The organism is Clostridium minihomine, from assembly GCF_900240385.1.
Taxonomy (GTDB): domain Bacteria; phylum Bacillota; class Clostridia; order Oscillospirales; family Acutalibacteraceae; genus Faecalispora; species Faecalispora minihomine.
The window spans coordinates 1-20856 of sequence record NZ_OEQH01000007.1 but is presented as its reverse complement, the minus strand read 5'-3'; the positions used below and the strand labels follow the sequence as shown (position 1 = coordinate 20856).

Sequence of the window (20856 nt, the reverse complement as noted above, 5' to 3'; positions counted from 1 at the left end):
GAGCATTTGAAATTTAAAAAACTTTTTGCCCTCTTATTACTCCTGTGTTGTCTGTTTACGCTGCCGGTCTATGCAGCAGAATCAGAAAAATCGTCAGTAATGGATATTCCTGCTTTTGAACAATTAGAGGGTGAAGGAAAGTATATAGGAAAAGACTACCGAGAAAATTACTATCTCGATATAGAAAAAACCGGACTGTTAGAAGTAGGGGAAAAAACCTTTAATCAAATAGCAAATGTACTCTTTTCGGTCATTACTACATTGGCTTATTTAGTAACAACTATTTTTTATTTTTCTATGGATTTAGATATATCCAGCCTTTTTGCTGCACAAATTGATGGAATACAAGCTGCATTAAAATCGAGTATTTTTGATACATTTTTCGTTTTGGCTTTTTGTGGCGCTGCATGGGCATTAGCAAAAAAACTGGCTAAAAGAGATATGGTAGGTATAATAATTGATACAGGTAAAATATTGACGATTATTCTGTTGTCTGCCCTGGTTGTTACTCATTCTTCGGCCGCGCTTTCTGGGGCTACCAGCATTACAAAATCTATAAGTATATCCGCGTTGATGGATTTAAACATGCGCGACAGCAACCAAAATTCAACTTCGCAGTTTGCGGCGGCCGCAGGTAGCACAATCTGGACAAGCCTTGTACATGATCCTTGGATCAGTCTTGAGTTTGGTTCATCTACCCCCACACAGAGCGAAATTGATAAATTTTTGACAACAACACGAGGAACAGAGGAACGCGAACAAATTGTTGAAAATTACAGAAATGATCACAGCAGTAATAAAAGCACCATGTCAAAAGACTTAGGTATTCAAAGGATCGGCTTTCTATTGGTTTATTTAATCCCATTTTTAATTAAATCAGCTGTTTATTTGTTTTTGTCAGTTCTGCAATTGGCGTTTCAAGTTATGGCCGTGTTTTATGTGTTCTTGGCTCCTATTATTCTATTACTTGCCTTATTACCGGCCTTTGGAGGAATAGAGATCGTTTCCGTGTGGCTAAAAAAAATACTGGAAACGCAGATAACTATATTGATGATTACTTTTCTAATCGGTATACTTGTCAAATTAGATAATGTTTTATATGCCTTATCTCCACAATACGGCTGGCTTGTGGTAATTTTCATCGAAACACTTATTGCTGTCATATTGGCAGTAAATTATAAAACCATGCTAAAAGGCATGGGCAAAGTTACAAAGGCTACCAGGCAACCGCAAGCTCTCAAATATCAGATCCAACGCAGCGGTGATCTGATTGGAGCTTTAAATACAGTCGGCAGCAGAAATAACAATCTTTCCCGCCGGCGTTTGCCCTTGGAAGGTAGATCGACCAGACCTGATCATTTTTCTAAAGAACCACAATGGCAGCCATACTACTATACCGAAAGCAATGCACAACCATCACAATCTCGATATAAACGCACTAAAAAACAGTCGCAAGAACCTTATCATAGGCCAATGCTAGCGGCGGCTGAATCTTTACCAAGAAATCAACAACAAGATCAAATTCATGCGGCTAAATCCCCGAATATTTTTAAATATACTGATAGACCAGTGCTGCAACTACCAGCACATTGCGAAGAGCCAAAGCCGCCGGCGGCCGCAATGCTGCCCACACAGCCAATGAGTGCCAGGAAGCAGCCGCAGGTTCCCACAGAACGCCCTACAGCTGCACCCAGGCCACAGGATAGCCCCAGGGCGGCTTCAGCTGCACCGGCGGCCGCAATGCTGCCCACACAGCCAATGAGTGCCAGAGAGCAGCCACAGGCTCCCACAGAGCGTCCTACAGCTGCACCCAGGCCACAAGATAGCCCCAGGGCGGCTTCCGTTGCACCAGCGGCCGCAATGCTGCCCACACAGCCAATGAGTGCCAGAGAGCAGCCACAGGCTCCCACAGAGCGTCCTACAGCTGCACCCAGGCCACAAGGTAGCCCCAGGGCGGCTTCAGCTGCACCAGCGGCCGCAATGCTGCCCACACAGCCAATGAGTGCCAGAGAGCAGCCACAGGCTCCCACAGAGCGCCCTACAGCTGCACCCAGGCCACAAGATAGCCCCAGGGCGGCTTCAGCTGCACCAGCGGCCGCAACGCCGCCCACACAGCCAATGAGTGCCAGAGAGCAGCCACAGGCTCCCACAGAGCGCCCTACAGCTGCACCCAGGCCACAAGATAGCCCCAGGGCGGCTTCCGTTGCACCGGCGGCCGCAATGCTGCCCACACAGCCAATGAGCGTCAGAGAGCAGCCACAGGCCCCCGCAGAGCGCCCTACAGCTTCTAAATTCGCCATTCACTCACTTGTACCCAGGCCACAAGATAGTACCGAGCCTGCTTCCGTTGCACCGGCGGCCACAATGCCGCCCACACAGTCAATGAGCGCCAGAGAGCAGCCACAGGCCCCCGCAGAGCGCCCTACAGCTTCTAAATTCGCTATTCACTCACTTGTAGCAGCTGAAGCAAAAGAATAAAATAATTTAAGCCCCCTGTAAATGTACAGGGGGCTTAAATTATTTAGTTCTGCGCCCGTGTGGCCTTCAGCCCGGCCGGAGAACTGCGGTTAGCTCCGGGCTGCACCCTATTACAAGCCTAATGCTGTTTTTATTTGTTCAATTACCGTATAAAAGATGACCAACATTTCCTCCCTGGGTGCGGAATAGATCATAGCTGCCAGACCGATACAGGCTAGGCATAATAAAATAACGGTTGCAATATATCTAAAAATTCTAAATATAGTATTAATGGTAAACTTGACCATGTTGTTTTTTTCAACCACAATCACATTTTTCTCATTAATATTGTGTTGTATTTTTAGTTTTTCCTGTTCTTTCTCAAACTCTTTTTGTTTATTTACTTCCTGCATAAAGCCTGTCGAGAATTTACCCATGCTTTTTATTTCCCTCCCCATTTCCAGAAAGGCTTTTTCTTTTGCTGAGGTCGCTCCGTTAAAGTATCATCAATTTGAAAAATAGGATCATAAATTTTGTTGCTGGGGACAAGGTAAGAAAAGTAATCTGGAGAATAAACCGCAAAGTGAGTTTTTGATGCCTTATTTTCCATCATTTTAAGAATATCTTGTTGTTCATTTTCGTCTGAAAAAGAAAATATATATTCAATATTCTTGTCATACATATCCGTTAAAACCCGACGAAGCTGAATAATCTCACTTGGCTTTGTCCCTGCTACCATAATATTAATATTTTTTTCAAAATAAGAAATACGATTCACGCTAGGAGCATATACTCCATAATCATAAATGAAGTAATCATAATCAAGTTTAAGAATTTCTGATATTTTATCTTGTGCATAGAACATATCTACATCTTGATAGATAACTTTGCATAGGTTATGATCCATAGAAACATTAGAATAATATTCAGTAATTAGCTTAACAAAACCACTATCATTCATTTCAATATAGGCGGCTTTCGCCCCATAATACATGAGGTATTTTACAATTTGAATCGCTTGCGTAGTCGTTCCAATTCTGGACATGCACCCCATTAAACCAACAGTCTTATAAAAAGTATTAAAAGGACTTTTAGGTTCCTCTGCACTGGCATTAAGAATCATTGTCCAAACTCCTTTTATTTATCTAGCTATTGCAACCATTTTCGGGCGCTGCATGTAGTAGCCAAGCAGGTAACTTTCTGTCAATTCCTCATCCGTAAAAGCATCGGTTCCATCCATCGTGGCAATGATCTCTGCTTTTAAGTCTTGTATTTGGTCGTACTGCTCAATCGTGAGTTTCCTGTACATATCTGTCATGACGCGTCGCTCGAGCATGGCAAAAGTGGTGCGCGGATGTTTGGTATACCTATTTGCATACTGAGATACTCTTATGTCATTGCCTTCTGCAAGGGTGGCTGTGTACTCTAGGATAGCAAGGAGCCTACCAAATAAATAACTGCGGTCTTTTTCTAACATTTTATATTCCCCTTTCAATATTGTCATGTTTTTCTTCCCCTTTGCTTTATATTTTGATTATACTGTACATATTTGCAAGATACAAGGGTGCTCTGTATTGCTTTATGTATAATAAGGCTTAATCCCCGGTTTAGCCGCCGGGGATCGGCATTGTTATTAGTTTAATTCATATTGATTTCTAATTTTTGACCAATAACAAGGAATTTCAAAATATTTGTTAATTTCAGCTACAATAAATTCCTTTCCTAAAAATTTTAAATGTTCGTTGTTTACTATCTCATTATAGATAGCTTGGAAGGTATTTTCTTTTGTTGGTGCTATTAAAGGAGCGCCAAATATATCAACTGTTTCACCGTCATCTATACTGTTTTCAATCTCCCATACATGAGTTGTCATTGCTGCATCCAACAAATTGTAGAATTGTTTTAATCTAGTTTCTTTCATCTTCGTCAAATCCTCGTACCATGCCCCACTCATTCAGGGGCAGCGGCGGCTTACCTTTGGCATCTTGTAAAGCCTCATCCATGCCACACAGGTTGCAAATATAAACGTCGGCATATCGACTTAAAGCGTTTCTGACCGGCTTCTCGTCCATTCGGCTGTGCCCGCAGCGCGGGCAAGGGAAAATGTATCCGTCCGCAGGTTCTTCCTGCAAGGGGCGCAGGCTTTCGATAAGTGCTTTGGCCTCTTCAATCGTTCTCATAGATTTTCCTCCTGTTAAATAAAGTCTTTGGCACTCATTCCAGGCGCATCCCACGGGTTACCCGGTGAGTAATCGCCCGCCCGAAGGCGGGCTACTCTGCGATTACCATGTGTCCCGGCAAGGAATGAACTCAATCTGGGCATCCTTGTAGAGTTGCATGTAAGCAATCGGGGTATCTGGTTCGCCATAAAAATCGTTACCGTTCTTGGTGCATATTTCGGGTGCTCTACCTCTGCGCGGATCCACATCGACATATAAGCGCCCTTCGCTTTCATAGACCGGTCTGTCCCAGTTATCGCGCCCTCTGTGGGTGAGTGTCAGCTTCTTCATGATCTTCTCCTTCCGTATGTTTCACTGGCACAACGTCCAGAACACAAAGTTTCCCGCAAGCCTCGGTTAAGTCAAGGTGGTGGAAACAATATAGGTGCCGAGTAATCTCCGTTTTCTGCTCGTCAGTGCAGTTAATGTGTTTCCACAGTTCAACGGGACTTTCACAGAATGTCACGCCCTCGCTGGTAATTAGGTTGATGCCTTCCCAAAGCTTGATTGTACGTTTTTCGCTCATGGTCCTGTTTCCTTTCTGCCCTCGTGACCTCCGGGGCGGGACTATTAGCTAACTTTTTTATGCTCTCCCGCATCCGTAAATTGATTATCCCTGGTTCGTGTCGGACTGAATTACACTAAGAACTTATAGCGGTTGTACTCCCCATACGGTAACCTTTGTTATTTTCTTTTTCATTTTTACGTCCTCCTTAATTTGTTTTTCCTTACCTTATGATAACATTATATCACTAATATTAGTGATAATCAACCGGCAATATCACCAAACATAGTGACAAAGCCTTTGTGCAAAGTGTCACTATGTTTGGTGATGAGTTTTCGGTATTATTAAAACGGAGGTGTAAAAATGATATCTTATGAGCATTTGTTTAATAAATTGGCAGCTGCCAGAGCTCCGGGCTGCACCCGGGGAAGCTTCAGCTGGCCGGCTCCAGGATGCCCTGGCCGGTTTTCTGTTGGCCAGGGTATCGCCGGCAGCTGCCAGAGCTCCGGGCTGCACCCGGGGAAGCTTCAGCTGGCCGGCTCCAGGATGTCCTGGCCAGTTTTCTGTTGGCCAGGGTATCGCCGGCAGCTGCCAGAGCTCCAGGCTGCACCCGGGGAAGCTTCAGCTGGCCGCGCTGTACTCCAGAGACATAAATATAAAAAGAGATAAAACAATATATTTTGATTTGGAATTAAATTGATATTTTAGCGTAATTATGCTAAAATATCAATGGAGGTGTTAACATGAATACTATTAGACCCGTATCAGATTTGCGAAACAATTTTGCCGAAATATCAAAGACAGTGCACGAAACTGCCCAGCCTGTTTTTTTGACAAAAAACGGTTTTGGTGATATGGTGGTTTTGAGCATGGAAGCCTATGAAAATTTGCAATTTGAGAGCGAAATATATTTCAAGCTGCAAGAATCAGAGCGCGAAGCAAGAACCACAAAACAACGTTTTTCTTCCAAGGATGTATTAAAGGCTATGAAAGACGCTATTGGAGCCGAGCATGTATAAACTAGAATATTTACCGATAGCCAAGCAGGACATGACGGATATTGCAAGGTATATCAGCCAAACGTTAATTAATCCCGCAGCGGCGGAACGTTTGGCCAGTGAAATGATCGAAGCTGCCGATAGGCTGATAGACTTTCCTTATGCAAATCCCGCCTATTATCCTATCAGGTCACTAAAGCATGAGTACCGCCGCCTATTGGTGCAGAATTATATCATGCTCTATTATGTAGATGAAGCACAAAAACTCATAACGATTGCGCGGGTGATTTATGCCCGCCGGGACTATGGGAGGTTGTTAGAGTAAAACGCCACAGGCCCATATTTCAATGGTTTGCCCCCCTGTATGAGCATACAGGGGGGCTGAATTTTTAGCACCGGGGAGCAGAATCAGGCATACTGGTGCAGCATTAAAAAAAGCCTTCCTACATTTAGGAAGGCTTTTTTATTGTTGTTTCATTTTTCATTTAATACCGAAATATTCGGGATAACGCAGCTTTATTGCTTCCACGAAAAAAGGAGCATAACTACAGCAAAATATATCTGAAACACTATACTGTCTGCATTCTTTTATATCAGGCACTTCATTGTCCTGATCATCATAAGTGTAAGCCGTGGGCGTTCCATCTGTAAAAAGCTGAAATGCAAGCCGCGTAACCTTTACACTACCGCTAGTCTGCCAGCCTTCGTTAATTACTTCTAATTTAATACTATGATTAGATTTATCGTAAATGCTGTTCCACTGGTTTCTAGTATCCGGGCATATACCAATAGTATAGATTAATGCTTTTAGATAACAATCGGCGCCGAAAGCTGATACTTTCTGCATGAAAAAATCATAATGTTCTTCGTCAACGAACTTGACATTTAGCTGTTTACAAAAAATGCTCATAATTTATCAATCTCCCTATTTTATTACCTGGTAGATTCCAGTACCAGATAGCCTTTGGCATTACAAAAAATACAATCGTCCTGTATTTCAATATTGGGATACGCCTTAGAAATATAGGGATATAATTTTTTTGCCCCACCGCCAGTCAAATAAATATTTTTATATCGCTGGATCTGCCCGGACAGCCGAATATTAATTAATGTAGCGATTTGTTGGGCCAATTGTTCATAAGCTTCAGCTTCATAAGACGAAAGATCCGTTGTACCGTACATACTGTCAACCTTAGAATGATTATTTTGCAATGCAAACTCTACATCATTGGCGGTTAGCTCTATACCGGCATCAGTCTTTTTTATAACCTCGTTTACAGCCTGGAACATTCCATATTCTTCAAGAGAAAAACTATTTTCTTGGATTAGTTCAAATGTATTATTCAGGCTTTCAAATGCAACAACATCCACTGTCCGGAATCCAATATCAATAAATAAAGCCTTAATTTTGTCCTCGGCCCCCTTTTTGGGCTTACCGTTAATATCATATAAATTTGAAAAATAGGCTCCCACACCTTGTGGGTAAACAGAAACATGCGATATAGTAATCTCTTTCTTGGTTCCTGCATATTCGGTTTTTATTTGCTTACCAGTAAGTTCTTTTATCAGGGCTGCACCCCGATCCAGACTGGTATAGTAGCTATAAGGCAAACCCAGGCATATTCCTATTTCTGGATGGGTTTCTTCTTCAGGTGTTAAAATATGTGCGCATAACGCCAAATAATATGGAGTGTCACCGTTTACAGCCTTGCTGCTCTGCCATTGACGTGTGCCTCTTTTAGCAATGGCTAAATTACCAATAAAATATGCTTGTCCATCAATTTTAATAGAATACTGGTTATGACTAACACCCATAATATCTTTGTCAGTATTAGGCTTTATTACTGTAGGAAAATGTAGGGTTTCAGCGGCCTGATTAACTGCTTTTATGTACCCGTTACCAATATCAATAGATATAAGATTCATTGTAATACCTCCTAAAAATTATGTTTCATCTTTTCTAATAAACTATCACTATCTAAAGATTCTCTTTCTGGATTTCGCGACGTTACTTTTATTTCTGTAAAGCCGGTTTTAGCCAGATCTTCAACGAGTAATTTAAGCATGTAACTTGACAAACTACGATTATCCGCCTTAGCTGCTTTTTTAGCAGCCTCTTTTATTTTTGGATCGCATCTAAAAACAATAGGTATAGTCATGCTGTCTTTACTTTCAGGCATGTAAGCGCCCTCCTTTCTATGGGTATTTAAAATTATTTTTGTATTCAATTTGATTATCTTTGTATTCATTATATGATAAATACCGTTAGAAGTCAATGTGTTTATTGTATTAATTTTGAATATTTTTGTATTAATTTTATTTGCATTTGTATTTAAATATATAATTAAATTCGTTAATATTAATATGTTTTTTTAAAAAAGTATTCAACTGTATTTAAATATAATACAGTTGAATACTTTTGTACGCAGCGATTCTAAGCGTATCTAGGCAGCCTTCAGCTGGCCGGCAAGGATGCCCTGGCCGGTTCCCGTTGGCCAAGTGATGGCCAGCTGCTGCCAGAGCTCCAGGCTGCACCCGGGGAAGCTTCAGCTGGCCGGCAAGGATGCCCTGGCCGGTTCCCGTTGGCCAAGTGATGGCCGGCAGCTGCCAGGGCTCCGGGCTGCACCCGGAGAAGCTTCAGCTGTCCGACGCCAGGATGTCCTGACCGGTTTCTCGTTGGCCAAGTAATGGCCGGCAGCTGCCAGGGCTCCGGGCTGCACCCGGGGAAGCTTCAGCTGGCCGGCTCCAGGATGTCCTGGCCAGTTTTCTGTTGGCCAAGGTATCGCCGGCTGCTGCCAGAGCTCCGGGCTGCACCCGGGGAAGCTTCAGCTGGCCGGCTCCAGGATGTCCTGGCCAGTTTTCTGTTGGCCAGGGTATCGCCGGCTGCTGCCAGAGCTCCGGGCTGCACCCGGGGAAGCTTCAGCTGGCCGGCTCCAGGATGTCCTGGCCAGTTTTCTGTTGGCCAGGGTATCGCCGGCTGCTGCCAGAGCTCCGGGCTGCACCCGGGGAAGCTTCAGCTGGCCGGCTCCAGGATGTCCTGGCCAGTTTTCTGTTGGCCAGGGTATCGCCGGCTGCTGCCAGAGCTCCGGGCTGCACCCGGGGAAGCTTCAGCTGGCCGGCTCCAGGATGTCCTGGCCAGTTTTCTGTTGGCCAAGTGATGGCCGGCTGCTGCCTGGGTACTTTTAATTGCTATAAAAAAACAACGGCAAAATGGCCGTTGTTTTTTTCTTATTCTGTTCCGATAATGCTTTTTATATAAGCAAAACGGTTGTGAATTTTGGTTCTTTCGTTTCGCATTTTCATTTCATTGTACTTACGCATCAGGTAATTATAGCACTTTAATTCATCGTGTATAATTTCATACGGTAGGCATTCAGTCATCAAATTATATAAAACCGTCATTTCATTTTCCGTAAATTCATTATCGCAAGCATCTGAAAGAAATTGAATCCGGCTTTCATAAGGTTCAGGTTCGCTTTGAACTGAATTATCCTCAAACCCTCTATTCTGATCTATAAATTTATCAAGCGTAAGCTGGTCTATGTAATTAGTATTTTTTTTAATGGAAAACTTCAAAGATTGAATTTTTCCACCTTTCCCTTTTTTTCCATAAGGTTCATACATAAAAGTAATATCCGTGTTTTTTTCTAATGCTTTTTGGCAAGAATCAAGCACTCGTACCCTAAAATCTTTATAAGCCTTATATTCTTTTTTATCAATACCTAAGAGGTCTCTTAATTGTTCTATAGATAATATCCGAATACCGATTTTTTCATATTGTTTTAGAATTTCATACATTCGGAGCTGATTTGAACTTTTCAGGCGCAAAGCGTTCCAAAGCTGATAAGAAAAATATTTGTCCTTGAACTCAAACATGAGTGGCAGAGCCTCATCATGAGCATCGAACTCGATATACCATTCATCATTGTCATCAACATCCACCTCACAATACTTGAAAAGTTGAACGCCTCTATATCCGCCGCGCTCTTTTGGCACATGGATAATTTTACTTAAAAGGCTATCTGTGATATTTTTCAAGTAATCAATATTGATTCTTCCCAATTCCATAATAGCTCTAAAATCATTAATAGGAAAGCGTACCACCCTTGTGCTGAAATCATTTGGATTAATTTTGCTTAGATATATGCTCAAGAATCGAAGTTCCTGCAAGGTCATACCATTTGCACGGATCTCATTCAACACATTCCTTTTTTTTACAAGGTAACTTTTTTTGAGAACTGCCATAATATTCCACCTTTCGATTTTTACAATATCACACTTAGGGACAATTGTCAAATATATCCCTAAGTGTGCAAATCAATGTCCCTAAGTGTGCAAATCAATGTCCCTAAGTGTGCAAATCAATGTCCCTAAGTGTGCAAATCAATGTCCCTAAGTGTGCAAATCAATGTCCCTAAGTGTGCAAATCAATGTCCCTAAGTACATTGGACAAGCCCAGTATTTATGCGGGTTCTCAGACACCGAAAACAAGTCCTTAAAACAGGTTTTAATATATTCTTAAAACAAGCAAACAACCTATATATGCTTGCTGGCGCGTTTTTGTATTGTAATTACTCTTTTTAAAAAGCAATTATACAGTGTTTTGGTAAGGTTGAAACATCAAGATTCATTACGATTTCAATTATCTTTTGCCGTGTGGTGTAATTTGTTTTTGCACTTTCCGTCAGAATAGTTTTTTCTTTTTGGGGTATCGGCACGGCATTTAAAGCGTAATCTAAAAGCTTTGTTTCGGCAATTTTGAGCGCTTCCCGCGCCGCAAGTATCTCTGTCCACATTTGTTTATTTTCGGGTACTGCGTCAAACTCTGTGCCAACCGTTTCCAATTCGGTGTCGTCCTCAATCATGTAAATCAATTCAGGGATCGTGCCGTCAGGATTGACGATCCCCCGGCAAAGGATAAATGCGCGTTCCGCTGCGTCGTGTACTTTCTCTATGACCTTTAGATTTGCTTTAGCCATCATGTAGGCTTTCTGCTCTTCGCTGTACTTTCTCATTTCTGCACCATCTTTCTCTGCCGGGATTTGCCGCCCGGCCCGGCTTATTTGTTTAAGCGCATGCTTTAAGTTGCACCCATGCGCATATCGCCTCGTCGAAAGCAACCAGTCTGCCATCTGTAGTAATTGCGGTTTGCTCGTATATGTCCCCGCAGCTGGTGGTGTACTCAAATGTTTCGCCCTCGTTAATAGTTACGTCGATTTCCAGCCCAAACAATGTTACGATGTTTTTCATTTTTACGTCCCCCTTAAATTTGTTTTCCTTACCTTGTGATTATATTATATCACTAATATTAGTGATAATCAACCGGCAACATCACCAAATGTAGTGACAAATCCTTTGTGCAATGTGTCACTTGCTTTAGTGATGTGTTTTCGGTATTATTAAAACGGAGGTGTAAAAATGATATCTTATGAGCGTTTGTTTAATAAATTGGCAGCTGCCGGGCTTACATCCTACCAGTTGAGAAAAATGGATGACCCAATTATAGCGCAAGCGACGCTCACCCGACTAAAACGTGGGGCGAGTGGCATTGACGGAAATACTCTCAACCGATTGTGCAAGTATTTTGATTGCCAACCAGGGGATTTAATGGAATATGTTCCGGACACAGAATAAAGGCTCACGCCGAATCGCTCGGCATGAGCCTGAATGCTTATATTAATCTTTAATCGAAAAGGACATGAAATAAAAAGGAAATTTGGATTTGAGTAATATTATTGACAATATTTTCTAGTGCATTTATCAATAATGTGATATAATTTTTATAAGGCATACTAGATCATTTAGGATTTTGTAAGGGGGGGAATTTTTATGGTATCAATTTTTTATGATGAAAAGATACAAAGTACACAAATATCTAAATTATCCGCAGATGGATTTACAGTTTACTTTTTACAGGGGAATAATGTTATTCGATTATTTATGGATTCAGATAAGTTAAAGAATTTACAAGAACAAATTACAAAAGCTCTTTACTCTTCTGATTCTGTGTTTACAAATTCTATGATTTCCCAGACAGGGCATTGAAGAACAGAGCATAGATCGTTTAAAGTATTTAAGGTAATACTTCCATCGTGGCGAATTTTAGCTAGTGTACTGCTATTGATACCTTGACCTATAAGCCAATAAGTCGATATTCCTTCACGCAACATTTTTTCTCGAAGTGGTCGAAATGTAATCAATTTATACACTCCTATTTAGATAATAGGTAAAGTATAAATTATTTTTTTTCAAACCTATTAGTCAAAATTAATCAATAGTTAATTTTGGAAATGTTTATATTTCTAAAAGTATCATTTAATTATTAGTAAATATAACCGATATTAATATTAGTATTTAATTTTTTAAATATTTTTTCTTTTATAGATAGTCATTATTAGATTATTAGAAAGGTAGAATAAGGGATTTTTATTAGTAAACGGAGGATTTAAGTATGAAGAAAAAACTGAGAACATTAGCTGCTGCGCTAATTGGAACAATCATATTCAGCACTTCTGTTGCAGCCAACAGCTATGAGCAAGCAAACCAGGCTTTTAAACTGGACACCCGCAGCTACACAATGGCCCCAGGAAACATATATGATTTTAAAGTAATATTGAAAGGAAACCTGACACAGAAGGACGTTAAGATATCCGATTCCCGAACAGGTAGTATTGTAAAAATGACACCTATCAAAAATACCGATAAGTACCGTCTAACAGCAGTAAAGGAAGGCGTAACCTATATTGTAGCCGAAGTGGGCGGCTCCCACCTGTCCTTTAAGGTAGAGGTAAAGCAAGGGGTAAAGCAAGGGGGCGAAACAGCGTATTCTAACTATGCCGTTGTTCCGGATAGTTACCGGTCTGTTGCTTCCGGTGGTTCCTCTGGTACAACAACTGCCCGGCAGTCTATGTACCCCAACTATGCCAGACCCTACAATGTGAATGCAATCTTAAAGGATATGATTGCGGAAGGGGAAAGGTTTGGAATGGTGTACACGGATTCATTCGTCATAACGAATATAAATCTTAACAGTGGATATGGTGACTCTAATGCAAGTTATTGGATGCCTGGGGATACCTTAGATTATACCATTGAACCTGATGAATATGATAACAGCTATTGGCTTAGAAAAAATTGCTTAGAAGCGGTGGAATCAGTATACCAAACGGGTGTTGCATATGGCGCTAAAGGAAGCGACATCCGATTCAAACCTGTTTTTATCAGTAAAGGAAACGGAGAATATCTTTTTTATGTACTTTACGGCTAAAATCCCAAACGTTTAGGATTTTAAAATAAAAAATATCATGCTGGGTGTTGTGCGGGAACACAACACCCAGTAGCTAAATGGTACTCATACTACCAATCAGCATTTTTACATGACAAAATTCATTATATCATGTGGCTTGCTAATTGTGTAGGGCTTTCCATTCGGAATGTCCTACTTTTTTGCGGCCAAATTATGGTAAACACAATGAGAAAGGGAATGAAAGCATGAAGAAAGTAGCAACAAAGGTAATTTCTTTCTTTTTAGCGATGCTGCTTCTAACCGGCGTGATGCCGATTGAAGCCTTGGCTTTGGAATTATCCTTAGCAGGTGAAGATATGTCACAAAGCATAGAAATGAAAGAAGAATCTGAATCAGAAAATGAGGATTCAAAACAGGAGGAATTAGAAGAAGATTCTTCAGATTCAGAACAGTCAAAAGATAAAGAGGATCATGATTCTGATGAATCAGAAACGGATATGGAAAAAGAAAAGGAAGGTGCCCCTGATTCCAGTGTAAGTGAACCAGAAATCAATCAGAAAAAATCGAAGGAAAAAACAAACCTAATTAATCCTGAAGAAAACGAATCTGATGTTGTGATACAAGGTCTTTCGGATATCATTGAAGGGGACGAGCTGATAATAGACGATGAAACATGGCGGTACTTCATAGATGATCCTGATATAGATATTTTATCTTTTGCACCGTACAGCTATGAAATTTCATTTACAGATGGTGAACCGGTGGATACGGATTACAATATTGAAGAAATACAAACTTTAGAAACCAGAAAACTGTTAAGTGCTAATCTCAGCAAGCAAAGCTTTAACTCAATTCAGCTATTGGCTTCTTCCGGCCAGAATGTCACTGGTATAGCTTTGGGCGAATGGAACAAAGCTATCTCTTTGAAAAACACGGTAGATGGAACTACGCATCAATGGCTAAAAGGCAGCCGTGTAACCAGAATTCGGATAAGCGGGGAGGATGCTTATTGCTTACAGCCTGGCGCTCCTTTAAAGAGTGCATCTATGACATTAGGTGCTATGTCAGGGCAATCATACTGGAATAAAGCCGGTAAAACAAAGCAACAAATGATTGGACTGATTTTGTATTTTGGTTCAGATGATGATGATGATGGTAGTTACCTAGCCAAACAAATTATGATATGGGAAGTCATTTTGGGATATCGTAATGCAATCACTGGTAAAGTTACAAATACAATATTAGAGAAAAGCTTAACTGGGCCTAATGCAAGTAGTTTCAATAGTGCTTATAAAAAAATAAACGCTGAATTATTAAGATACCTTACAGCACCTACATTTTCCAGCGTTATTAGCACAATCGCGCCTACCACACAAGTAACCAAAGATGCCACTACCGGGGAATGGTATGGCGAAATGATTGATACAACAGGCGTTTGGAATGCAATGGATATTGCTAAATTAAACGATTCCTCGGAAGCGAATCAGGCCGGCGCAACTTTTTCTCATATGGATAGCGGTGGAAAAAAAGGGATACGAGTAACATTTGGAACGACAGAGCCAGATGAAGCGAAATTAAACTCATTAATTTTTCCAATAGAAAACGCTACTAATTCAGATATTGCTGCAAATGGAGAAACTACATCAACCGTTTATGCTGACCTTAATAAAAAAGATAATCAGATACTTTTGGGAAAGGCAAAAGCTGACCCGATTAAGCTGTATTTCAAATTATCCAAAGTGGCGGTTCCGGATGTTCCGCCACCAGAGGAAGAAGAGGAAGAGCCGGTAAAAACAGTTATAACCGGCCAAAAATACGGTGAATATGAGGATGAAGGCGGCCTGGGTGGTGCGACCTTTGTTGTGTATCAGACCCGCCGGGCAGAAACATATAAAAAAGATGGAACGGTAAAAGAGGAAGAAAAAGAGTTTGATCCACCTAAAAAGTTAACAACGATTAAATCGGCCGACGACGGTTCTTTCACCTTCAGTGTAAAAGGTGATGGTGATTATTATATCGAAGAAAAGGAAGGAACATATGCCACCAAAGGCGGCTATATCTTAAATGGAAAACGCATTAGTAACTATCTTACCCCCGAAACAACCGGAGAAGAACCAATAGAATTTAGTGTTTCGGATGGAGAAGTAGACACAGATTATTTTGAATTTTATAACTACCAGCAAAAGGGTAGAATTACAGTAGAAAAGCGGGATGTAAGTACCGGGAAAACGCCGCAAGGTGACGGAAAGCTATCTGGAGCAAAGTTTAAAATATTTGCGGTGGAAGGGCATGACGATGACGGCCGACCGTATGGTTCTACCGTCGAAACCTTGACAACGGGTTCCAACGGCCGCGCAACGTCCGGAGAGCTGCAAGAAGGAATCCACTATGCAATTGAGGAAACCAACGCACCAGTGGGATATCTTCTTTATACCAACGGAAGTAAGCCATGGTATCAGGAATTTGTCATTGAGTTTGACGGTGATCACGAAAATGAAGTCACTGATACTTATACCCTGGTGACTGGAATGAATGGGGAAAAGCTGGTTTTAGGAGGGAAAAGCAGCTTACCTTTTATTTGCACTAATAAGGTAAAACAAGGTTATATTAAGATTAACAAATTCCTTCAGAAAGATATTGACGGTAATCCCTATGAGGACGATAACCAGCCCAAAATGCCCGTTCCGGGTGTCATTTTCGATGTTTACCTTGCCAGTGCAACACCGAAAAAAGCTGGGGAAACGGACATTGAAAAAATGTATATATTCCGGAAAAGTAAAATTGATGGACATACCATGACAGATTCGGAAATGCTGTTAAATGCAAATAATGCACTTGGCCATGTAGCTACGGTAAAAACAGGGATTGACGGAACTGCGGTGACTCCTGTTTTACCATATGGTAAGTATGTGATTGTAGAACGAACGCCATTGACCGGATATGACAGGCCGATGCCGGTGGAACAATGGGTTGATACAAAGGTAACCTGGTACAAACCAACGAAAGAATTTGTACCGGTAATCGGTGGTGATGGCAGAGGCAATGATAATAATCTCGGCCTGGAACATAACCCCCCGTCAGCTGACGATGCTCCAATTTCTATAGACGACGTAAAGCAGATGCAGGCTTTAGCTGACGTACAGGCCCGGAATGATTATGATCCGGATTACTATGATGGATACATGACAGAAAATGAATATCAGACCTTATTAGATTATTATTATGAATATTTGGATGGAGAGCATTATGTTGATAGGTACGGCAACGAGCAGGATGAAAACGGCAATCCCTATGATGATGAAATATTATCTCAGGGCGGCCGGCTGCTTACCAGCGCAGAAGTAAAACAATTTGCTGAAAATAGAGCGCGTAGCCTTATTATCAACTATTTCGCTTTAAACGGCGATGGTGATGAAATTGGCGATTATGAAAACGTGTATTCTGCACATTTGCAGGAATACATTGATGCTCACGGAAAAGCACCCGATACAGTGGACATGCTAACAGTTACGCTAAATATCGAGAATCAAACAACAAAAAGATATGTGCGTATTCTAAAGCAAGATTCTGTTTCCGGAAAGCTGATTCCTCTCAACAATTTTTATTTTAAGGTTTGGGACTGCACCCGGAAACGTTGGGTAGAGGATAACCGCAATAATGCTTCTCTAGGCAATATTAATGTATGGCAAACGAATGCTTACGGAGAAGTGGTAAGTAAACCAAATCCGGATGGCAGCACAACAGACTTACAGGGAACGGCCAGCTTAGTTGATTTTCTGGAGTATGGCGAAGATGGCTATGATATCTATGAGATCCATAGCCATAGTGGGTATTATCTGACAGATAAACCAGTGCATTTTGTGTTTGATGGAGAGAGTAACCCGAAAGGGGAACCTATCATCGTTTATTTCCAAGATGATCCGGTACTTGGAAATGCTACGCTTCACAAAACCGGGGAAGGTCTGATATCCATTACGAAAAATCCGCAAACAGGAGTCAGTACGCCAGGCTACGAAGTTGTAAATATACCGGGTGCGATTTATGGAGTGTATGCGGCTGAAGATATTAAGGCTTTAGATATTGATGCGACCATTAGAGAAAATCGAAATTCAGTTCTTAATGCTTCTTATACGGTGGATGAACGTTTCTCTCATACCATAAGCTTTACTTTTGATACGCTGTTGAAAAAGGATGCGCTCGTTGAAACCATTCAGACAGATGCAAACGGTCTTGCCACAACTTCAAACCTTTACTGCGGTAAGTATTATCTGAAAGAATTGTATGCTCCAGTAGGATATACATTAAGCACAGAAAAGATACTTTTCGAAATTAAGGATACACATAATATTCCTTTTGACTTTTCTGACCCTTTTTTAAATCCTCAAAAGCCTACGGCAGAAAATCCGAACAATACCATAACAAAGACGAACATTGATTATTCCAAAGAAGCCATTCGCCTTGGTAAAGTAGAACCAAACCAAGCCCCTACCCTTTCCCCCTTGGAAATGGTTTTTGTTAAAGCCAAAAATAAAAGACAACATGTAAAGGCTTCTTTCATTAAACACTTGGTTCAGCCAGTTAATACAAAAACTTTGGATTGGTCTGGATCCAAAGTCAAAATTTATGCAAAAGAAGATACCGCAGCAACCACACCTATTGCAACATTGGCAGCAACCACACCAGCAGAAGCCTTATTGAAAACGAAGCTAAAGCCAGGTGATTATTTTGCAATTATGGTTATTGCTCCAAAAGAAGTAGAATGCAAAACAGAACGATTTAACTTCACTTTAACCAAACCAGAAGAAAAGCCGGGTGAAGATGGAACAACGGGTACTGACCCAATACCAACGCCGCCGGCTCCAGAACCAACCCCTACAGATGATGCAGTGGAGTATACATTGGATTTAACACAATCATTCCAGTATAGTTACACAAAAGAGGAAGAAATGAAGCACTTAGTTCCTACGCCAAGTGAGTTATATCAAAAAATTACCTTTGGACTGTATGCAGCTACAGATTTACTTAGTGCTAAGGATGGAACCGTGGTTATTCTAAAGGATACCTTATTACAAGTTGTTTCTGTAACTAATAATGGCCAGGGCGTTAGTATTGTTGATTTACCTATAGGTGATTATTACCTGAAGGAGTTGACCGCGGCCGATGGGTATATTAAAGACGATAGCATTAATCAGTTCGCCTTCTATCCTGATACAGACAAAACAAACTTAACCATACAGGTAACATCCGGTTCTTTCGTCAACCGCACAGAAGTTACCACAAATGAACCTCCGAAGCCAGAAGTACCTAATAAGCCCCATAAACCAGGTAAACCCCCGCGGCCAGTTGTTCCGCCGGTAGGTCCTCCTACTCCAGCTACTCCTGAAAATGGCATACTTGAAATTGTTAAATCCAGTAGTTTTGATGGTAAATTGTTACCCTTTGCGGTATATGGTATTTATTCCGCTGGGACGTTGGTTGATACTCTCACAACTGATTCCCAGGGATGGGCAAAAAGTAAGCCGTTGACAAGCGGCACTTATACGCTGAAAGAAATTTCTGCGCCGGCACATTATAAGCTTGACCTGAAAGCATATCAGTTTACTATTCAGTCAGAGAAAACAATCCGTATGTCCGTGAAGGATGAACCGATTTTCGGCAGTATCAATCCTTCTTGGGTTGACCCTGATATACAGGATAGTATTTCTGGTAAAGGGGACGAACAGCCGACCACAATTTTAGGTGAAATTCGCATACCAAAGACAGGAGATGATCCAATGAAAATTCTTATAGCCGCAGCGGTTATGCTACTTTCCGGATTTTCTTTGCTGTTACTCACAGTTAAAAATAATAGAAAAAAGAAAAAACGGATAATTTCATTTCTTATATGCTTAGTGCTGCCTTCTACTTTCTTGACTCCTTTACCGGGTGCAATAAGTGTAAGTAATATTCACCCAAGTGATCAGGTAAATGTGGAACAGGGTTCTGCTATTCGCGCAGAATTAAAGGAGAATAATATTGAGGAAATACAGATTTATACAGCACAAGATCCAGAAGTGAAAAAAGCGTTTCCGGATACCAAAGAAGATAATGGCCAAAAGTATGAACTACAGAATGTTATCTACAACATAGTAACCGAAAAGGACATATTACTGGATACGGTAGTGAAAAGGTCTGTGACATACGATAACTTATATAAGAAGGATGTTGAAGCACCCGATATACTTAATTTAAAGGAAAATAATATTAATTTAGATTTGAAGCTTTCCGGTATTGATTACCAGAATATCATGATAACGGGACGAAAATACAATCTTACGGCATCAACTGATTATGGTTATCGTTCTGATATTCCAAAGGCGATACAGCAAAAAAATGTGGAATATCAAGATTCGGTTACAGGACAAGTAGTTAAAGCAACATTATCACTTGTTTCTGTGAAAGCAACAGATGATTGGACATGGAAAGACGATTTAACAATCCCGCTAGTATTTAGCATCTATGATGCTGAATACTACAAAATTGGTGATAAGGTTGTTCCTTATTCTGCAAAAGCTCCTGCCCTCGAAGGGTGTGAAACAGAATTGCTTAATGTTTTAAAATTATCCCCACAAGACTATAAAATTTCCAAATTTGAATGGGATGGTGATCCGTATGATGTTGATGGGGTTATGCACCGGAAAGCTAAAGCTACGGGTTCACGGCATGTAGCTAGATATGTAGCTAGTTACTCTGGTACAATTCCTTTGCCAGATGCCCCCGGTTATAATGCTATAGCAAATTACGAAGGTACAGTAAAGCTGCCAGACACTTCTGGAGCCAAAGAATACACAATAGAAGCAATAGCAACATATACGCAGGTGACAGGATTCGATTTTAAAAAAGCAGTTGTTCCTATCATGATCGGGCTAATATTGCTGATATTGCTTGTTGTAGCAATACTATACATTTCCTCACAAAAGAAAAGGAAAAAAGCACAGGAAATAGAAATTAATGATGAACTTGAAATGCCTTTATAATAACTGCCGGCGATTCCCTGGCCAACGGGAAACCGGCCAGGACATCCTGGAGCCGACCAGCTGAAGCTTCCCCGGGTGCAGCCTGGAGCTCTGGCAGCAGCTGGCCATCACTTGGCCAACGGGAAACCGGCCAGGACATCCTGGAGCCGACCAGCTGAAGCTTCCCCGGGTGCAGCCTGGAGCTCTGGCAGCAGCTGGCCATCACTTGGCCAACAGGAAACCGGCCAGGGCATCCTTGCCGGCCAGCTGAAGCTTCCCCGGGTGCAGCCTGGAGCTCTGGCAGCAGCCGGCCATCACTTGGCCAACGGGAAACCGGCCAGGACATCCTGGAGCCGACCAGCTGAAGCTTCCCCGGGTGCAGCCTGGAGCTCTGGCAGCAGCTGGCCATCACTTGGCCAACAGGAAACCGGCCAGG

Annotated in this window: 19 protein-coding genes; 7 read left to right on the top strand and 12 right to left on the bottom strand. The window is 41.5% G+C overall.

The genetic code is table 11. The features are described 5' to 3' along the window. The first annotated feature begins 6 nt into the window (after positions 1-6). Entirely contained in the window at positions 7-2478 is a 2472-nt protein-coding gene (locus C1A02_RS13090; protein ID WP_101698695.1) for a CD3337/EF1877 family mobilome membrane protein, read from the top strand. A 110-nt stretch (positions 2479-2588) separates the two neighbouring features. Here the strand turns inward: C1A02_RS13090 and C1A02_RS13085 are convergent, their stop codons facing one another. The 6 genes from C1A02_RS13085 to C1A02_RS13060 all read right to left on the bottom strand — a co-directional run bounded on the left by C1A02_RS13085 (position 2589) and on the right by C1A02_RS13060 (position 4967). After that, positions 2589-2894 carry a hypothetical protein gene (locus tag C1A02_RS13085; protein ID WP_101698694.1) on the bottom strand — a complete coding sequence of 102 codons (306 nt, stop codon included), beginning with the start codon at positions 2892-2894 and terminating at the stop codon, positions 2589-2591. 5 nt (positions 2895-2899) lie between these two features. Continuing rightward, positions 2900-3580, bottom strand: coding sequence for a hypothetical protein (locus C1A02_RS13080; RefSeq protein ID WP_101698693.1), 681 nt, complete (start codon positions 3578-3580; stop codon positions 2900-2902). An 18-nt stretch (positions 3581-3598) separates the two neighbouring features. Beyond that, the gene (locus tag C1A02_RS13075; protein WP_101698692.1) at positions 3599-3961 is read right to left on the bottom strand and encodes a type I-C CRISPR-associated protein Cas8c/Csd1; all 363 of its coding nucleotides are present in this window, start codon (positions 3959-3961) and stop codon (positions 3599-3601) included. Between the two features lie 129 nt (positions 3962-4090). Next, positions 4091-4378, bottom strand: a complete 288-nt coding sequence (locus tag C1A02_RS13070; RefSeq protein ID WP_101698691.1) for a hypothetical protein — start codon at positions 4376-4378, stop codon at positions 4091-4093. Next, complete coding sequence (locus C1A02_RS13065; RefSeq protein WP_101698690.1) at positions 4365-4637, bottom strand: hypothetical protein; 273 nt, start codon at positions 4635-4637, stop codon at positions 4365-4367. Before C1A02_RS13065 ends, C1A02_RS13070 begins: the two co-directional genes overlap by 14 nt. Before the next feature lie 102 nt (positions 4638-4739). Beyond that, positions 4740-4967 carry a hypothetical protein gene (locus tag C1A02_RS13060; protein WP_101698689.1) on the bottom strand — a complete coding sequence of 76 codons (228 nt, stop codon included), beginning with the start codon at positions 4965-4967 and terminating at the stop codon, positions 4740-4742. A gap of 957 nt (positions 4968-5924) precedes the next feature. Between C1A02_RS13060 and C1A02_RS13050 the strand changes: the two genes are divergently transcribed. Both C1A02_RS13050 and C1A02_RS13045 read left to right on the top strand, forming a co-directional pair. Next, positions 5925-6200, top strand: a complete 276-nt coding sequence (locus C1A02_RS13050; protein ID WP_101698687.1) for a type II toxin-antitoxin system Phd/YefM family antitoxin — start codon at positions 5925-5927, stop codon at positions 6198-6200. Next, the gene (locus C1A02_RS13045) at positions 6193-6504 is read left to right on the top strand and encodes a type II toxin-antitoxin system RelE/ParE family toxin (protein ID WP_101698686.1); all 312 of its coding nucleotides are present in this window, start codon (positions 6193-6195) and stop codon (positions 6502-6504) included. The genes C1A02_RS13050 and C1A02_RS13045 overlap by 8 nt, the downstream gene beginning before the upstream one ends. 156 nt (positions 6505-6660) lie before the next feature. Here the strand turns inward: C1A02_RS13045 and C1A02_RS13040 are convergent, their stop codons facing one another. The 5 genes from C1A02_RS13040 to C1A02_RS13010 all read right to left on the bottom strand — a co-directional run bounded on the left by C1A02_RS13040 (position 6661) and on the right by C1A02_RS13010 (position 11365). Next, positions 6661-7089, bottom strand: a complete 429-nt coding sequence (locus C1A02_RS13040) for a DUF6075 family protein (protein ID WP_101698685.1) — start codon at positions 7087-7089, stop codon at positions 6661-6663. Between the two features lie 23 nt (positions 7090-7112). Continuing rightward, positions 7113-8105 (bottom strand): ParM/StbA family protein, encoded by a 993-nt coding sequence (locus tag C1A02_RS13035; protein WP_101698684.1) that lies wholly within the window; start codon positions 8103-8105, stop codon positions 7113-7115. An 11-nt stretch (positions 8106-8116) separates the two neighbouring features. Then, positions 8117-8359: a hypothetical protein gene (locus C1A02_RS13030; RefSeq protein WP_101698683.1), complete on the bottom strand. Its 243-nt coding sequence runs from the start codon at positions 8357-8359 to the stop codon at positions 8117-8119. 1048 nt (positions 8360-9407) lie between these two features. Next, positions 9408-10424, bottom strand: coding sequence for a replication initiation protein (locus C1A02_RS13015; protein WP_101698680.1), 1017 nt, complete (start codon positions 10422-10424; stop codon positions 9408-9410). A gap of 335 nt (positions 10425-10759) precedes the next feature. After that, the gene (locus C1A02_RS13010) at positions 10760-11365 is read right to left on the bottom strand and encodes a hypothetical protein (protein WP_129588175.1); all 606 of its coding nucleotides are present in this window, start codon (positions 11363-11365) and stop codon (positions 10760-10762) included. A 232-nt stretch (positions 11366-11597) separates the two neighbouring features. On the opposite strand from C1A02_RS13010, the gene C1A02_RS13000 reads away from it, so the two are divergent. Together C1A02_RS13000 and C1A02_RS13600 are read left to right on the top strand one after the other, a co-directional pair. Then, on the top strand, positions 11598-11813 hold the full coding sequence (locus C1A02_RS13000; protein ID WP_101698677.1) for a helix-turn-helix domain-containing protein: 216 nt from the start codon (positions 11598-11600) through the stop codon (positions 11811-11813). A gap of 195 nt (positions 11814-12008) precedes the next feature. Further along, a complete protein-coding gene (locus C1A02_RS13600; RefSeq protein ID WP_164997228.1) occupies positions 12009-12224 on the top strand; it encodes a hypothetical protein in 216 nt (71 codons plus the stop codon). On the opposite strand, the gene C1A02_RS13945 is transcribed toward C1A02_RS13600, so the two are convergent. Then, positions 12170-12349 carry a helix-turn-helix domain-containing protein gene (locus C1A02_RS13945; RefSeq protein WP_370737808.1) on the bottom strand — a complete coding sequence of 60 codons (180 nt, stop codon included), beginning with the start codon at positions 12347-12349 and terminating at the stop codon, positions 12170-12172. The two genes, C1A02_RS13600 and C1A02_RS13945, sit on opposite strands and share 55 nt — an antisense overlap. 281 nt (positions 12350-12630) lie before the next feature. On the opposite strand from C1A02_RS13945, the gene C1A02_RS12990 reads away from it, so the two are divergent. Beyond that, positions 12631-13446: a hypothetical protein gene (locus C1A02_RS12990; RefSeq protein WP_101698675.1), complete on the top strand. Its 816-nt coding sequence runs from the start codon at positions 12631-12633 to the stop codon at positions 13444-13446. 224 nt (positions 13447-13670) lie between these two features. Then, a complete protein-coding gene (locus tag C1A02_RS12985) occupies positions 13671-20441 on the top strand; it encodes a prealbumin-like fold domain-containing protein (protein WP_101698674.1) in 6771 nt (2256 codons plus the stop codon). Positions 20442-20856 lie beyond the last annotated feature (415 nt).

What these genes read in the sequence shown, in the direction of transcription:
- C1A02_RS13060 (WP_101698689.1), bottom strand. Translation starts at nt 4,967, where the DNA reads ATGAAGAAGCTGACACTCACCCACAGAGGGCGCGATAACTGGGACAGA.
- C1A02_RS13085 (WP_101698694.1), bottom strand. Translation starts at nt 2,894, where the DNA reads ATGGGTAAATTCTCGACAGGCTTTATGCAGGAAGTAAATAAACAAAAA.
- C1A02_RS13065 (WP_101698690.1), bottom strand. Translation starts at nt 4,637, where the DNA reads ATGAGAACGATTGAAGAGGCCAAAGCACTTATCGAAAGCCTGCGCCCC.
- C1A02_RS13015 (WP_101698680.1), bottom strand. Translation starts at nt 10,424, where the DNA reads ATGGCAGTTCTCAAAAAAAGTTACCTTGTAAAAAAAAGGAATGTGTTG.
- C1A02_RS13075 (WP_101698692.1), bottom strand. Translation starts at nt 3,961, where the DNA reads ATGACAATATTGAAAGGGGAATATAAAATGTTAGAAAAAGACCGCAGT.
- C1A02_RS13045 (WP_101698686.1), top strand. Translation starts at nt 6,193, where the DNA reads ATGTATAAACTAGAATATTTACCGATAGCCAAGCAGGACATGACGGAT.
- C1A02_RS13945 (WP_370737808.1), bottom strand. Translation starts at nt 12,349, where the DNA reads ATGTTGCGTGAAGGAATATCGACTTATTGGCTTATAGGTCAAGGTATC.
- C1A02_RS13035 (WP_101698684.1), bottom strand. Translation starts at nt 8,105, where the DNA reads ATGAATCTTATATCTATTGATATTGGTAACGGGTACATAAAAGCAGTT.
- C1A02_RS13600 (WP_164997228.1), top strand. Translation starts at nt 12,009, where the DNA reads ATGGTATCAATTTTTTATGATGAAAAGATACAAAGTACACAAATATCT.
- C1A02_RS13050 (WP_101698687.1), top strand. Translation starts at nt 5,925, where the DNA reads ATGAATACTATTAGACCCGTATCAGATTTGCGAAACAATTTTGCCGAA.
- C1A02_RS13000 (WP_101698677.1), top strand. Translation starts at nt 11,598, where the DNA reads ATGATATCTTATGAGCGTTTGTTTAATAAATTGGCAGCTGCCGGGCTT.
- C1A02_RS12985 (WP_101698674.1), top strand. Translation starts at nt 13,671, where the DNA reads ATGAAGAAAGTAGCAACAAAGGTAATTTCTTTCTTTTTAGCGATGCTG.
- C1A02_RS13080 (WP_101698693.1), bottom strand. Translation starts at nt 3,580, where the DNA reads ATGATTCTTAATGCCAGTGCAGAGGAACCTAAAAGTCCTTTTAATACT.
- C1A02_RS13070 (WP_101698691.1), bottom strand. Translation starts at nt 4,378, where the DNA reads ATGAAAGAAACTAGATTAAAACAATTCTACAATTTGTTGGATGCAGCA.
- C1A02_RS13040 (WP_101698685.1), bottom strand. Translation starts at nt 7,089, where the DNA reads ATGAGCATTTTTTGTAAACAGCTAAATGTCAAGTTCGTTGACGAAGAA.
- C1A02_RS12990 (WP_101698675.1), top strand. Translation starts at nt 12,631, where the DNA reads ATGAAGAAAAAACTGAGAACATTAGCTGCTGCGCTAATTGGAACAATC.
- C1A02_RS13030 (WP_101698683.1), bottom strand. Translation starts at nt 8,359, where the DNA reads ATGCCTGAAAGTAAAGACAGCATGACTATACCTATTGTTTTTAGATGC.